Source organism: Alcanivorax xiamenensis (assembly GCF_009846745.1).
GTDB lineage: Bacteria > Pseudomonadota > Gammaproteobacteria > Pseudomonadales > Alcanivoracaceae > Alloalcanivorax > Alloalcanivorax xiamenensis.
This window is the reverse complement of the sequence record NZ_AQPF01000047.1, coordinates 1-14,062: the sequence shown is the minus strand read 5'-3', so window position 1 is coordinate 14,062 and position 14,062 is coordinate 1. Positions and strand designations below refer to the sequence as shown.

12 protein-coding genes are annotated in these 14,062 nt (G+C 61.9%); 3 read left to right on the top strand and 9 right to left on the bottom strand.

Annotated features, from left to right (window positions below; all coding sequences use genetic code 11):
• Positions 1-6: 6 nt before the first annotated feature.
• Positions 7-681: a type 1 glutamine amidotransferase domain-containing protein gene (locus tag A6D6_RS18370; RefSeq protein ID WP_133489805.1), complete on the bottom strand. Its 675-nt coding sequence runs from the start codon at positions 679-681 to the stop codon at positions 7-9.
• A 178-nt stretch (positions 682-859) separates the two neighbouring features.
• On the opposite strand from A6D6_RS18370, the gene A6D6_RS18365 reads away from it, so the two are divergent.
• From A6D6_RS18365 to A6D6_RS18355, 3 genes are all read left to right on the top strand, one after another.
• A complete protein-coding gene (locus tag A6D6_RS18365) occupies positions 860-2,212 on the top strand; it encodes a deoxyguanosinetriphosphate triphosphohydrolase (RefSeq protein WP_159661509.1) in 1,353 nt (450 codons plus the stop codon).
• Between the two features lie 267 nt (positions 2,213-2,479).
• Positions 2,480-3,595 carry a helix-turn-helix transcriptional regulator gene (locus A6D6_RS18360; protein ID WP_133489803.1) on the top strand — a complete coding sequence of 372 codons (1,116 nt, stop codon included), beginning with the start codon at positions 2,480-2,482 and terminating at the stop codon, positions 3,593-3,595.
• A 173-nt stretch (positions 3,596-3,768) separates the two neighbouring features.
• The gene (locus tag A6D6_RS18355; protein ID WP_133489802.1) at positions 3,769-4,086 is read left to right on the top strand and encodes a c-type cytochrome; all 318 of its coding nucleotides are present in this window, start codon (positions 3,769-3,771) and stop codon (positions 4,084-4,086) included.
• Positions 4,087-4,284: 198 nt separating this feature from the next.
• On the opposite strand, the gene A6D6_RS18350 is transcribed toward A6D6_RS18355, so the two are convergent.
• From A6D6_RS18350 to A6D6_RS18315, 8 genes are all read right to left on the bottom strand, one after another.
• Positions 4,285-4,788 carry a nitrous oxide reductase accessory protein NosL gene (locus A6D6_RS18350; protein ID WP_133489801.1) on the bottom strand — a complete coding sequence of 168 codons (504 nt, stop codon included), beginning with the start codon at positions 4,786-4,788 and terminating at the stop codon, positions 4,285-4,287.
• An 8-nt stretch (positions 4,789-4,796) separates the two neighbouring features.
• Positions 4,797-5,624, bottom strand: a complete 828-nt coding sequence (locus tag A6D6_RS18345) for an ABC transporter permease (protein WP_133489800.1) — start codon at positions 5,622-5,624, stop codon at positions 4,797-4,799.
• A complete protein-coding gene (locus A6D6_RS18340) occupies positions 5,621-6,493 on the bottom strand; it encodes an ABC transporter ATP-binding protein (protein WP_159661508.1) in 873 nt (290 codons plus the stop codon). The genes A6D6_RS18345 and A6D6_RS18340 overlap by 4 nt, the downstream gene beginning before the upstream one ends.
• Positions 6,480-7,781 (bottom strand): nitrous oxide reductase family maturation protein NosD, encoded by a 1,302-nt coding sequence (locus A6D6_RS18335; RefSeq protein WP_159661507.1) that lies wholly within the window; start codon positions 7,779-7,781, stop codon positions 6,480-6,482. The genes A6D6_RS18340 and A6D6_RS18335 overlap by 14 nt, the downstream gene beginning before the upstream one ends.
• Before the next feature lie 38 nt (positions 7,782-7,819).
• Positions 7,820-9,727, bottom strand: a complete 1,908-nt coding sequence (nosZ, locus tag A6D6_RS18330) for a TAT-dependent nitrous-oxide reductase (protein WP_159661506.1) — start codon at positions 9,725-9,727, stop codon at positions 7,820-7,822.
• A gap of 38 nt (positions 9,728-9,765) precedes the next feature.
• Complete coding sequence (nosR, locus tag A6D6_RS18325) at positions 9,766-11,892, bottom strand: transcriptional regulator NosR (protein ID WP_159661505.1); 2,127 nt, start codon at positions 11,890-11,892, stop codon at positions 9,766-9,768.
• A 262-nt stretch (positions 11,893-12,154) separates the two neighbouring features.
• Positions 12,155-13,054, bottom strand: a complete 900-nt coding sequence (locus tag A6D6_RS18320; protein ID WP_159661504.1) for an endonuclease/exonuclease/phosphatase family protein — start codon at positions 13,052-13,054, stop codon at positions 12,155-12,157.
• Between the two features lie 8 nt (positions 13,055-13,062).
• A complete protein-coding gene (locus A6D6_RS18315; protein WP_133489794.1) occupies positions 13,063-13,704 on the bottom strand; it encodes a thiol:disulfide interchange protein DsbA/DsbL in 642 nt (213 codons plus the stop codon).
• Positions 13,705-14,062: the final 358 nt, after the last annotated feature.

Here is a 14,062-nt window from a genome sequence, read left to right as displayed (position 1 = left end):
CCCTGCTTACCGGGACAGTAATCGTTTCAGGACGGCCTCGGCCACCACCGTGCTGGATTGCGGGTTCTGACCGGTGATCAGATTCCCGTCCTCCACCACCCGCGGCTGGAACATCTCACCGTTGCGGATTTCCGCGCCCAGTTCACGCAGCCGGTTCTCCAGCAGGAAGGGCATGACGTCGTCGAGCCCCACTTCGTGTTCTTCCTCGTTACTGAAGCAACTTACCACGCGGCCTTCCACCAGCGGCTTGCCCGCGCCGTCGCGGGCGCCCACCAGGGCCGCCGGACCGTGGCACACGGCACTGACCAGCCCGCCCTGTTCCCAGGTACGGTTAAGCACCCGTGCCACCATGGGATGATCCGGCATATCGAACATGGCGCCATGGCCGCCGGGCACGAAGACGCCGGCGAAACCGTCTTCCCAGATGTCTTCCAACGCTCGGGTTTCCTGCAACGCGGCGATCGCCTCCCGCCAGGCGTCCTTCTCGGCATCATCCGGTACCGAGCGCGGATCCACCGGCACCTTGCCACCGAGCGGGCTGGCCACTCGCAGCGGGATACCGGCCTCACGGAACAGACCATAAGGCACCGCGAATTCCTCAAGCCACAGGCCGGTTTGTTGCCCTTGTCCCATTTGACCGGCGCTGGTCACCAACATCAGTAGGGGTTTGTCCAGATTCATTACTGCTCCTTACTCTGACGACCCAAAGGATTTATGACTTCGACCCGCCGCCGGGGCGAAAAGAGGCTTGACCCCGGCACCGGGTCCACCAAGATGACATCAACGGTATCGGTGGCCCGCCTCACCGATGTAAACGCAGTTGGGGAGCCCCGCTCCTCTCTTCAATGGCATCCAGACCATGCATTGGGAACACCTGCTCAACAAGGAGCGCCTGGGACACCGTGGCGCCAAGGATGAAACCGGGCGTACCGCTTTCCTGCGCGACCACGACAAAATCATCTTCTCCGGCGCCTTCCGGCGCCTGGCCCGCAAGACCCAGGTGCACCCGCTGGCCACCAACGACCACGTGCACAACCGCCTCACCCATTCCCTGGAAGTGTCGTGCGTGGGCCGGACTCTGGGCATCCAGGTGGGTGAACGCTTGGAACGTCTGAAGCTGTTACCGGCAAGCACCAACGCCACCGATCTCGGTGACATCGTGCAATCCGCGTGCCTGGCCCATGACATCGGCAACCCACCGTTCGGTCATACCGGCGAGCGCGCCATCCGCGCCTGGTTCCAGGAGCGGGGCCAGCGTTATCTGGAACTGCTCAGCCCCGCCCAACAATCCGATCTGATCTACTTCGAGGGCAATGCCCAGGGGTTCCGCATCCTCACCAAAAGCGAGTACCACCAATACCAGGATGGCATGCGTCTAACCTACGCCACTCTGGCCACCTTTCTCAAATATCCCTGGCTCTCCGCCCGGGCTGGCGAAAGCGGCATCAAGCCGGGCAAGTACAGCGCCTTCGTCTCCGAAGCCGGGGCATTCCGGGAAGTTTGCCAGGCCACCGGTCTGCGCCCGCTGGACGCGGACCGCTATTGCCGCCACCCCCTGGCCTATCTGATGGAGGCGGCGGACGATTTCTGCTACGCCATCATCGACCTCGAAGACGGCCTGGAGATGGATCTGCTGCACTGGGACGAGGTCTACGCTTTGTTGCAACCGGCACTGCCGGACAGCGCCGAAGTCCGTAACCTGGTGCACTCAGGGCTGCGCGACGGCCGCAAAGCGGCGCTGCTGCGCGGCAAGATCATTGAACGCTTCATCGAGGCCGGCGTCGAGGCCTTCATTGCCAATCATCAGCGCTTGCTGGAAGGACGCATGGACGGGGATCTGCTGCACCATTGTGAGCCGGTGGTGCACGATGTGGTGGAGAACGCCAAGCAGCTGGCTCGCGGCAAGGTGTTCGAGCACCCGCGCAAAATCGAACTGGAAATCGGTGCCTTCGAGGTAATGGGCGCTCTGCTCGACGGCCTGATCGACGCGGCCTTGTCCCACGCCCGTGGCACCGCGCGCAATTATCGCCACGAGCGCATCATCGACCTGATCGGCAGCCACAGTTTCCCTGATGACCTGCCAACCCTGCCGGAACAGGAGCGTATTTATCAGTGCATCATGCGGGCACTGGATTTCCTCTCCGGGATGACCGACAACTACGCCACCTATCTGGCCAAGCAGTTCTCCGGGATGGCGGAAACCCGCTACTGAACCCGATCCCCCCCAAATCGGGAGGTCTCGGAACGGAGCAGCGGCGGCAAGGCTATGAAAGGCTTTTCAATCGGTGAGTGGAACCGCCTCGAAGCCCCCGCCACCGGAGAAACCAACAGTGCGGTAATGCCCCACGGCCATTTTTGGCTTACTCGTTGCATCTTTTATTTTGTGACATAGTTCACAAACAAGAAGGCATTGAGAGTCGAAATGGAAAGCTCAAGTCGACTTCCCTTTTCGGGACGGCAGTACGATGAACTCCTGGATGTGTTGTACGCAACCCCCATGGACCAGAACTACTGGTCCATGTTTCTGGACAAACTGGTACGCGTGAGCCGCTCTCGTTCGGCCCGTCTACTGGTATTGGACCGAGTCGCGGAACAAGTGCAATCCAGTATGAAGATCAATATCGACGACAGCGCTCACCAGCAGTACGTCGATCACTTCGTCAACGCCTGCCCCTGGCGTCCGGAGCTCAAACAGAAACCACCGGGACAGCTCTATTCCACCTATCTGGACTTCTCCTGCCGGCAAAACCGGTTCTACCAGACCGAGTTTTACAACGACTGGGCCCGGGGGCTGGATATCCACCACGGGGTTTGCGGCACCGTTTATCAGAACCGGGACCATACCGTTCAGTTGTTGGTGCAGCGCACCCGTGATCACGGTCCATACCATCACGTCGATACCACCTGGTTCAACGGGCTGGTGCCACATATACGCCGCGCCATTCAACTGAATCTTGAAGCCGCCGGGCTTCGCCGCCGCGCCCTTGCCGGCGAGCTGGCGGCGCATCGTCCTTTCATCCTGTTGGGCCCCGCCGGCCGTGTCGACTACCTCTGCCAACGGGCGGAGGCCCTATTGGCCAATGAAAATGCCCTGCTCTACCGGAACGGGCGTTTGATGTTCAGGCACCGCCCACTACAGCAACGCTTCCTGCATTCGGTCAACGGCATTCTGACCAGCGCTGGCCGTGATTGGCGGCATGCCGGGGATCTGCTACTGGCGCCTCGTCTCGGCGATCAGCCACTGGCGTGCCTGCTCAGTCCACTGGCACCGGAAGTCGGCCGGATTCTGTTCCCCGTGGAAGGACGGGCGCTGCTGCATTTCCATCTGCCCGAGGAGACTGTTCATGTGGATGAGGAGCACGTCGCCACTCTGTTTGGGCTCACACCCGCGGAGGCCAAGGTGGCCCGCGCCATAGCCGAAGGCGGAACACTGGCCGATCTCGCCGACCGCCAGGGCATTTCGGTGCAAACGGCACGCAGCCAACTGAAATCCGTGTTCCGCAAAACCGGTACGACCCGGCAAAACGAACTGGCCGCCCGCGTCCTCAAGTCTCCCGCCTTGAGCCCCGCCCCTCCGCCCATCACCCTGCCTTGATCAGCCCATGCCCGGGAAGGCAAGGCGGGCGGGCCAGAAGCACGGAACGCCTCGGTTAGTTGATGCCGATGCCAACCCGAGAGGATCAAGCATGATGCAGATCAAGGCCGCTTCCGCGACCAACCCTACAATCGACTCCGATCCCTATTGGCAGTCCCGTGACGGAGTCTCCGATGAAAGTAACCGCCTTTTCCCTGGCCGCCCTGGCGGCCGCTTCCCTGAGTCCTGGTCTGGCCCTGGCGGCGGACGCCGAGACCCTCTATCAAGCCAAGGCCTGCGTGGCCTGCCACAAGATCGACGGCCCCATGGTCGGCCCGTCCTATCAGGATGTGGCGAAGAAATACGCTGGTCAGGACGGCGCCGCCACCACCTTGGCAAAACACATCAAGGAAGGCAGCCAGGGCATCTGGGGCGCCATTCCAATGCCACCGAACGCGGTGACCGATGAAGAAGCCAAAACCCTGGCCGAATGGATCCTGCAGCAGAAATAGGACCACCGAAGACGCCGTCCCTCGGTTTGGGGAAGCTCTGGCGCCTGACCACTGAATCCATGGGCATATCCGGTCCATCGATCTTGGAGGCATGAACTTGCCCCGTATTCGCGAGCAAGCTCGCTTCCCACGAAGGGAACTACCGAGCCGCTGTGGGAAGCTGGCTTGCCAGCGAATCAGCCTATAGGCGTGCCCTGATCAATGATGCCCGGCCATGGGCGCCGAGGGGCGCCATAACGCGGGCTCCAGTTCCTTGAATTGATACACCCGGCCGCCGTGTCGTCCGGCCCAGTCCTCGGCCGCCGCTTTCTCGGCGAAGGACGCCACGGTCACCCCCATCGCTCCCGGCAAATCACCGCCAATCACGAACCAGGCTTGGCGCGCGTCGATCAAATGAGCGTCATCAGGCCGGTTCCAGTCTCCACGCGCCATGTCGTGGACATAAAGGTGGGATTCCCCCACCTGATTCTCCGGTTGATGCCACCAGCCGAGCATTTCCGCCACCGAACAGAAACGGCGCACCTGATGCGCCGACACCGCCTCCCCCTTGGGGCCCGGAAAATCCGCTATGATCATGCCACAAACATGGCACTCATCATCGGCATGAAAGGGCACCGGGCCCAGCACCGCCGACGAGGGTTCCTCACAGCCCGCCAACACCAACAACATCAGCAGACCGAACCCGATTCCCGATTTTCCCATGGTGTACCTCATACCCGACGACGAAAAAGAACCCCTGCCAACCCCAACGGCAGCAGCACCCACAACCCCAGAACGCCCCAAAGCCCCCAGACCGGCATGGGCAATTCCCGGCCCAGGGCCAGCACGCCGGTAATCTCCGCGCCGGCGTCGAAGCCGCTCAGGTTGATCAGCCGGTACAGATCGGTGGGGCTGCACAGCAGCACCCAGGGCAAAGACTGCGGACTGAAACGCCCCTCGCTGAGCACCAGCAGCGCCAGCAGCAGCCAGTCGAACACCAGCACAAAGAAGAACCATACGGCCAGGGCCAGCCCGGCGGCGGTGGATTTTTCCCGCACCCGGCAACTGAGCACATAGGCCATGGCCAGGAACACCCAGCCCAGCATCATCGACGACACCGCGAAACGTGCGAAGGCGCCCACCAGCACCGTCGTTGGCACGCCGTCCACCCCGACCAGAATAGCCACCAGGGCGGCACCGAAGCCGGCCACCGTGGCCAGGGCCAGAATCAAGCCATGCCCGACGAACTTGCCGAGCAGCAATTGCTCCCGCCCCAGCGGATAGGACAGCAACAGCAGCAGAGTGCCGGCTTCGTCCTCACCGACGATGGCGTCGTAGGCCAGCATCAGAGCGATCAGGGGGATCAACAGAGTGGCCAGGGTAGAGAGACTGGCCATGGTGGCGGGCACGTTGGTGAATCCCACCGTGCCCGAGGCGGCGGCGCCAAACCAGGCGATCCCCACGGCGAGAACGGCGAAGAGAACGCTGATGGCCAGCAGCCAGCGGTTGCGCAGTGCGTCCCGCAATTCCTTCATGGCAATGGACCACAATACGGTCACACTGTCTCCCTCCGTTGCTCATCAACTCCAGCCTGGAAATGACGATAGAGGTCTTCCAGGGACGGCGCCCGCACTTCCACGTCCACGGTTTCCGGCTGGCTGGCCAGAGCGCGCAACCAGGCCATCTTGTCTTTCGCCGCCACGGTTCGCTCGCATCGGAGCGTGCGCCCCTGAGGGTCCACCCGCAGACTGGTCAAATGCCAACGCAGTCCGGCCTCGCGCTGTAGTTCCGGTAGACTGCCCAGCGCCCGAAGCCGGCCCTGGCACAAGATGGCGGCGCGATCGATATAGCCCTCCACCCCGGCCAACACGTGGGAGCACAACACCACCGCCGTGCCCCGGCGGCGCAGATCATCGATCAGAGCGTACAGTTCCGCGGTGGCGATGGGATCCAGGCCCACCGTGGGCTCATCCAGTAGCAACAGCCGAGGCTCGCCGAGCAACGCCTGGGCCAGGCCCAGACGCTGACGCATGCCCTTGGAGTAGGTACGGACCCGACGATCCGCGGCGTTCGTCAGGCCCACCTGATCAAGCAGCCCCGCGATACCGGACACCGGTGTGCCTTTCAATCGGGCAAAGTAAGCCAGAGTCTCCCGCCCACTGAGTTGCGGATAGAAGCTGACGCTTTCGGGCAGATAGCCAAGCTCGCGGCGGGCCCGCGCTTCGCCCGCCGGCACGCCCAGCACCCGCACCTCACCGGCATCCGGCCGCAATACACCGAGAATCAGTTTCATGGTGGTGGTCTTGCCAGCGCCGTTATGACCGAACAGACCGAGCACTTCCCCTTCCCCCACCGTCAGGCTCAGGTCGTGCAATACCGTGGTCCGACCATAGCCGTGCCGCACCGAGCACATCTCAATGGCTGTCATGACAGAGCTCCGCGGCGGTCTCATCCGCCGTCATCAAGGGGTGGCTGTCGCGCACGCCCGGTGAGCGTGTTACCGGGAACGCACTCTGCGCCCAGCGCAGCAGGCTCACGGATGGGCTGCTCATCAACAAGCGAGCCTGGGGGTATAACCACAGCAGCCGGTCCAGATCATCGTTGGGCTGATACGGCACGTCGCCGATACCGTCACCGTCACGGTCCCAGCCCAGGTAGTCGCTCCAGTAATTGCCCCTGCCGTGTCGCGACCACTCCTGGGTACGGGTAGCCACGTACTTCACCTGTTGTTGATTGACGATGAACCGGTTGCCACTGAGCTGGTTGTCCTCGGAGCCGGCGGTCAGATGGATCCCCAGGGTGCTCTGTTCAAAGCGGTTATCGGTGATGTCGTTGTACAGTGAGTTGTAAACGAACAACGCCTTGCCCTCGGCGCCGCGGATCATGGCGTCGCCGGTGGCTCCCCGGCGCACGCCGCGGATGTGGTTGCCGCGCAATGTGGAATAAGTGATGTAGTTCATCAAAATGCCGTAGTTCTGGTCATTCTCGGAGCAGTTGCCTTCCACCCACAGCGCACGGCTTTGCATCAGGGCATACCCTGTTCGGGTGCGCCGGGTGACGTTCCCAACCACCTTGTTGTCATGGGAAAACATGTAGTGAACGCCATAGCGCAGGTCCTCCAGCACATTGCCTTCCAACCGGTTGCCGTTGGAGGTGTCGATGTAGATGCCATCGCGGGTTTCACGCACGTAATTGCGGGACACCACAGCACCGCGTACGGCGTACAAATGAATGCCATTGCCACGATCCTGGGAGCGTAACGCGGGCTCCCCTTGAATATGGTTGCCGGTCACGGTCACATCGGCGGTGCCGTCCACCCAGATGCCGAAGCCCGGACCGGTGAGCCGGTTGTTACGCAGAGTGGCTCCGGAGGCCTGCTTCTCGATAAACACCCCGGCGTCCATGGCGGTGAGATCCTTCCCCCAGTTACGCAATGCGCAGCCGCTGACCGCCACATTGGCGGCGGCGATGGTCAGGCCATTACCCTGGCCTTCGGCGTCCAGCACCGCGCCGGGATCGCAAACCACCTCGGTGCCTTCCTCATCGATGCGAAAACGCCCCCGGTGAATCCCCGCCGGCACACGCCAGCGGTTCTCCTCCGGGGCCGCCGTCGCCGCGGCGATAAGGTCGCGGGATGACATCCCGGCCTGGGCCTCCATGCCGGACACGCCCCACAGTGCCAGGCAACACAACCCGATTCGGCTCAGTTCCCCCATCACCACACCCGCACCGCCGCGCTCCCTTCCCCTTGCAATCAGGCTTTCTCCACCAGCATCCGCCCGACCATCTCCATGTGCAGGGCATGACAGAACCAACTGCAGTAGTACCAATGCACGCCAGGTTTATTGGCGATAAAGGTGATGGAGGACGTTTGTTGCGGACTGATTTCCATGCTGACGCCATGGTTGGTCATCACGAAGCCGTGGGAAACGTCCTCGATGCGATCGAGGTTGGTGATGGTCACCGTGACCTCATCCCCCTGTTTCACCTTGAATTCGGTCAACCCGTAGGCCGGCGCTATGGAGGTCATATAGACCCGCACCTTGTTGCCCTCACGAATCACCTTGTTGTCCTGTTCCAGGGTGATGCCGTCTTTCTTCGCCCGGGCCACGGTGGTGGCGAAAAACGGATCGTTCCGTTCCCAGATTTTTTTCGTCTTGATCTGGTCACGGCGCACCAGAATGCAGTCGTGGGGCTCGGCGAAGGTGGGGCCATCGTGCACCAGTTTCATTTCCTCGCCGGAGATGTCTATCAATTGATCGTTTTCCGGGTGCAACGGACCGGTGGGCAGGAAACGGTCCTTGGAGAACTTGCTCAACACCACCAACCACTTGCCGTCCGCGTCCCGGCTTTCGGTCAGCGAGGCGTGGTTATGGCCCGGCTGATAGTGCACATCCAGTTTTTGCTTGATGTAGTTGGTCTTTTCCCCTTTATAGGCACGGATCGCCTCCTCGATATTCCACTTCGCCACCTGGCTGTCGATGAACAGGGTGGTATAGGCGTTGCCGCGACCGTCGAAGGTGGTATGCAGCGGCCCCAAACCCAGCTCCGGCTCGCCCACGACCACCTCCCTGGGCTCCTTGAGCTTGCCGCCGAACAGCTGATCCAGCCGGGCGATCTCAATGATGGTGCAGGTGGGCGAGAGCTTGCCGTTGGCGATGAAGTACTTGCCATCCGGAGACGTATTCAAACCGTGCGGATTTTTCGGTACCGGGATGTAGCGGGTCAGATCCGATCCGTGCCGGCCATCCACCACCGGCACTTTGCTGTCCCCCAGAGTGGTGAACTTGCCGGCCTTGATGGCGGCCTCGATGCGCGGAATATTGAACACCACCACCCAATCGCGCTCATTGCGCATCATGCCGCCCAGGTCCGTGGCCTTCTCCGAGTTGTAACAGGTGGACGCGGCGTACTTGCCGGTATAGTCGGCATCGGTGTTATCCAGGTTACCGTCGACGATAACCTGGAACGCCATTTCCATCCGCTCGGCGTCGATGGCGTTGAACATGGTGTAACTGCCATCGTCCTGGATATCGAAGGACGAACCGTCATTGGGATGCGGGATGATGAATTCCGCGTTGGCGAACACGTATTTGGTGTGCGGCACTTTCTGCAGGCGTAGACCGTGGATCGCCTGCACGTTGGGCACCGTCAGTATGCGGTCGCACTTCATGATATCCAGACGGACGCGCGCCACCCGACTGTTGGCCTTGTCATTGATGAACAGGTATTTGCCGTCATAACGGCCATCCGTCATGGAGATATGCGGGTGGTGACTGTCGCCGTTGAGGTAACGGGCACTGTCGCCGAGCACCTCCTTGCTTTCATTAGTCAGTCCCCAGCCGGTGGCGGAATCCACGTTGAACACCGGAATCCGCAGCAGCTCACGCATGGAGGGTACCCCCAGTACCCGCACCTCGCCGGAGTGGCCACCACTCCAAAAGCCGTAATACTCATCCAGTTCACCCGGCCCCACATGGGTCCTGGCCATGGCCTCCTTTACCGAGGCGGCCCAGGTTTCCCGTGTCATCACCACGCCACCCAGCGTCGCGGCACCGGCCAGGGCGGCGCCACCGAGGGTTCCGGCACCGAGGAATCCGCGCCGGGTCAGCCCTCCGCCCGGGGCGCTCCCGTTGTCGTCATTGAACTGATCGTGTGTCATTGTCGTTTCTCCGTTGTGTGCGGCCGGTGCGCCGGCCTTCAACCTTCTTCCAGTTGCAAGGCGGGAATACGTTCCACCTCGGGGATGCTCCGCCTTCGTCCGCCGGCCCGTTTTTTCTTCAGGATCAGCGGCGGGCATTTTTCTTCGTTGTGGTAGGTCATCTGGCAATCCAGGCAGTAGTGGCACTCGTTGACGTTGATACGCCCATCCGGATGAATGGCCTGGATCTCGCATTCCTTTGCGCACAGCTGACACGGGTTGCCGCATTCCTTGCGCCGCTTGAGCCAGTCGAACAGTCTGAGTTTGCTGGGCACCGCCAGCGCCGCGCCCAGAGGACACAGGTAGCGGCAATACACCTTGCGGGTGAACAGGTTCATGACCAGCAGGGCCACCGCGTACAGCACGAACCACCATTGGCGGTCGAAGTGCAGAGTGAAGGCGGTTTTGAACGGTTCGATCTCAGCGAAGCGCTCCGCCGTGGCCATGGACTCCAGCGAGAGACCGAACAGGGCCAGCAGGATCAGATACTTCACCGCCCACAGCCGTTCGTGCAGAGCAAACGGCAACTCGTACTGAGGAACGCGGAGCTTGCGGGCGGCTTCGTTGAGCAGTTCCTGGAGAGCGCCGAACGGACACAGCCAGCCGCAGAACACCCCCCGCCCCCACAGCAACACGCTGGCCGCGGTGAAAGCCCACAACACGAAAATCACCGGATCGCTGAGGAACAACCCCCAGTGGAAATCCTCCATCACCGCGTGGGCAAAGGTCAGCACATTGACCACGGACAGCTGGCCCAGGGCGTACCAGCCGATGAAAACCACGGTGAACAGCAGGTAGGCCCGCCGCAGCCAGTGCAACTGACGCGGGTGCCGGGCCAGCCGGTCCTGCAGAAACAGGATCACCAATAGCAGTCCCAGAGCAGCCGCGATGACCGCCACTTGAAACTGCTTCTGGTACCAGATCCTCACCCACACCGGAGCCTCCTCCGGGGCCGCCAGCGGCTCCGGCCGCTCCAGGTAGGCTTCCGGCGTGGAGTAGGGCAGCTCGAAGCTGGTGAAGATGCCGCTGACCGGACCGGTCTGCCGGCGCACCAGCAGTTCCAGGGTCCAGGGGCTACCCGGGTCGAAACGGTGCTCCGGGCGGATAATAAAGATCGCCATTTCCGGGAAGTCCGGCATGCCGGCGGCATAGACATCGGACAAACGCTGATAGTCCAGATCCCGGAAGCTGATGATGGCGCCGTTCTGGCGCAGTTGGACCCGGTCGAAGATGCCGCCGCGCACATAGCCGGAGCCCTTGAACGAGTAGCGTCCGTCGGCCAGCACGGCGATCGCGTACTCGCCCTCCCCCAGTTCCCCCATCAAGGCCTCGTAGCCGGGTTCGCCCAGCAGGCTGACGCCCACCTCCGGCGGGTTCAGCAAGCCGGTATACAGTTCGATGAAGACGTCGTCGCGCTGGTCAGGAGCGGTCCGCGCCATTCCTTCCGCCTCGGTGCCACGAAAGGCCTCATCCACCTGCCCCCGGGTCAGATACAGCCGGCGCAGAGCCCCCTTCCCAGCCAGTTGCTCCCAGCCCGCCACCATGGCCTTGCCTGCGCGGATGCGCGCCGGCTGGCGCCGGGCGGACGGCGCCTCGATCAATCCCAGCGACACCGCCACCTTGCGCGCCGCGCCCATGATGGTTTCGTTGACCACCATGACGGTCACCGTGGCCCCACTCACCGCGTCGATGGCCACGGTCCCGGCATCCCGGGACCTCCCTACCACCACCCGCTGGCCGGCGCCGACACCGGCATAGTGCGCGCTGAAATCGTGAAGTTTCTGTTCCGGGATCCCGACCAGAAGGATCGGCTCGTGGTGCTCCACCACGTAGGCATCGAGAATGACGCCCTCGGGGTCCATCACGATTTGCACATTGATGGGCTTGCCGGAATAGGCGGGGATGTTGACCACATCCTGGCTGTAAAACAGATAGCCAAGACGATCGCCGTTGCGGGACAGAGTGCGCACCCGGAAGTCCCCTTCCGGCTCGGACCAATCAGCACCGGGAAACAACGCTTCCACGCGTTGCCGGTCCAGATCCGCCCAGGCAGGCGAACACAGCCAGGCGCCGACCAGACACAGCACGGTTAGCCATCCGCCCTTCCCGCCGGAAAACAACGACATTGCACGCCCCATAACATGTATTTCGGGAGCATGTTAAATGTCGTGCCACCAGCAGGACTGACATACATCAACGTGGCGGAAGAAAATCAGGATACCGCTATCGGCGCCGGCCCTGATGCAGAAGTGGCTACGGAGCCGCTGTGGGAAGAGGCCCGGGCGGCGCTCCGCTTGGCCGCGAATAGTCCAAACCGCCCGAGCGAATCCCGTTCGCTTGCAAGCAAGCTTTCCACAACGACTTCGTTGAAGACGTTCTTCCGGAACGTCACTCGATCAGCGGCAGCCGATGCTCCAGACTGGCCGCGCGCACCGCGTCGGGAATGCGGATTTCCGTGGCCAGGGGAAGGTGGTCCGAGAGCAGACAATCCTCCAACACACGACTGTGCCGCACCTGCAGTTCCGGTGTGGCCAGGATATGGTCGATATGGCGATCCGGCGCCCAGCTGGGATAGGTCTGCAAATCGCCTTCCACCAGTTCCAGACCCAGATCGGTCAACGGCGAGGCAATGAGATGCTCCGGCCGGCAGTTGAAGTCGCCCATGATCAGACTGTAACGGTAGGGCTGCAGCAGACCGGCCAGATAAGACAACTGGGTATTGCGTATCTTCTCGCCCAGTGCCAGGTGGCACACCGCCACCACCAGCGGTTCCACCGGATGGCCGAATTTGATCACGATGGCGCCCCGGCCGGGCAGACCGGGAAGAATGTGGTCTTCCACCGCGTAAGGCGGCATGCGGCTGAGTAACCCATTGCTGAACTGCCCCAGGCGCCCCAGATTACGGTTCAACTGCTGATGCCAGAACGGGAAATCCGCCAGGCTCGCCAGATGCACCAATTGGTTGAGGTTGCGCGAGCGCAAGCTGCCACCATCCACTTCCTGCAGGCCCACCACATCGAAATGACGCACCACGTCGGCGATCTGCTCGATGATCTCCACGCTGCGCGGGTGCGCCACCAGATGCTTCCAACTGCCTGTCACATAATCCCGGAACCGACTGGTGCCAATACCCGCCTGAATGTTGAAGCTGAGAATCTTGAGGGTGTCGTTGGGTACTGACACCTCACGTACCCGCCGGGTGCGGCGGTGCCCCTCCTGGGCCAGGGAAAAACCCGACGGTCGGATTTTCCAGTTCTGATAGGCGTTACGGGCACGTTCCAGCAGCATGGCGTTGCTTACTTCTCACTTTCCTTTTTGATCAGGAAGTCCACCACATCGAACATCTCGGCGTTGTTCTTGAGGTTATCCCGCATCACCGCGTACTTGCCAGCCACCACCAGGGACGGCACGCCACGAATCTGATACTCACGGGTCAGTGCATCCGCCTCACGAACCTTGGTGGATACCGCGAAGGAGCCATACAGGCTGTTGAACTTGTCGCGCTCCACACCGTACTTCTCAAAGAAGCCGGCCAGGGCGTCCGCGTCGAACAGGCGCTCACGATGCATATGAATGGCATCGAACAATGGTCGGTGAATCTCTCCGGTCAGCCCCTGGGACTCCTCAATGAAATAGGCCCGGGCCAGCGGCTCGGCGTGTTGCATGAACAGTACCGGGGTGCGCACATAGGCGGCCGCTTCCGGCTTGTTCTTCAGCCAGCTGTCCACGGTGGGTTCCAGGGAATAGCAGTGCGGACACATGTAGGAGAAGAACTCCCGCACTTCCACCTTGCCGGAGGGGACACTGGTGGTGCCGGGGTTGTCCAGCACCCGGTAATGCACCCCTTCCTTGTATTGAGGCTGCCCTTCCTGAGCCATCACGGTGGCGGACATCATCAGCCCCAGGGACATCAGCAGGGCGCTAACCATACGCAGCATGAAATTCTCCTTGTTGTCACAGCTTTAGCGAGAACCGAAACCAATAAGAGTCACGAACTCCCCCCTTGGTTCCCGTTTCAATGATAGAGGGTCTTTTTGTATCACAGTAGTGAAGGCTTGGCGCGCGTCAGTGGCAATCCGAAGAGGGGTTACCATGGGCGACGAACCATGAAAAAGGTTCCTCGCGGTTTAGCGGGAAGGGTCGCTCCGGTGGGGGCTCCCGTATTGCCCCGTTACCTCGAAGACCTCCATTCAGATGTGGCTACAGCGCCGCTGTGGGAAGAGGCCCGGGCGGCGCTCCGCTTAGCCGCGAAGGCCCTGGGCCGATGGCGATTCGCTTGCCAGCAAGCTTCCCACA

What these genes read in the sequence shown, in the direction of transcription:
- nosZ (WP_159661506.1), bottom strand. Translation starts at nt 9,727, where the DNA reads ATGACACACGATCAGTTCAATGACGACAACGGGAGCGCCCCGGGCGGA.
- nosR (WP_159661505.1), bottom strand. Translation starts at nt 11,892, where the DNA reads ATGTCGTTGTTTTCCGGCGGGAAGGGCGGATGGCTAACCGTGCTGTGT.
- A6D6_RS18340 (WP_159661508.1), bottom strand. Translation starts at nt 6,493, where the DNA reads ATGACAGCCATTGAGATGTGCTCGGTGCGGCACGGCTATGGTCGGACC.
- A6D6_RS18365 (WP_159661509.1), top strand. Translation starts at nt 860, where the DNA reads ATGCATTGGGAACACCTGCTCAACAAGGAGCGCCTGGGACACCGTGGC.
- A6D6_RS18315 (WP_133489794.1), bottom strand. Translation starts at nt 13,704, where the DNA reads ATGCTGCGTATGGTTAGCGCCCTGCTGATGTCCCTGGGGCTGATGATG.
- A6D6_RS18355 (WP_133489802.1), top strand. Translation starts at nt 3,769, where the DNA reads ATGAAAGTAACCGCCTTTTCCCTGGCCGCCCTGGCGGCCGCTTCCCTG.
- A6D6_RS18320 (WP_159661504.1), bottom strand. Translation starts at nt 13,054, where the DNA reads ATGCTGCTGGAACGTGCCCGTAACGCCTATCAGAACTGGAAAATCCGA.
- A6D6_RS18370 (WP_133489805.1), bottom strand. Translation starts at nt 681, where the DNA reads ATGAATCTGGACAAACCCCTACTGATGTTGGTGACCAGCGCCGGTCAA.
- A6D6_RS18335 (WP_159661507.1), bottom strand. Translation starts at nt 7,781, where the DNA reads ATGGGGGAACTGAGCCGAATCGGGTTGTGTTGCCTGGCACTGTGGGGC.
- A6D6_RS18350 (WP_133489801.1), bottom strand. Translation starts at nt 4,788, where the DNA reads ATGGGAAAATCGGGAATCGGGTTCGGTCTGCTGATGTTGTTGGTGTTG.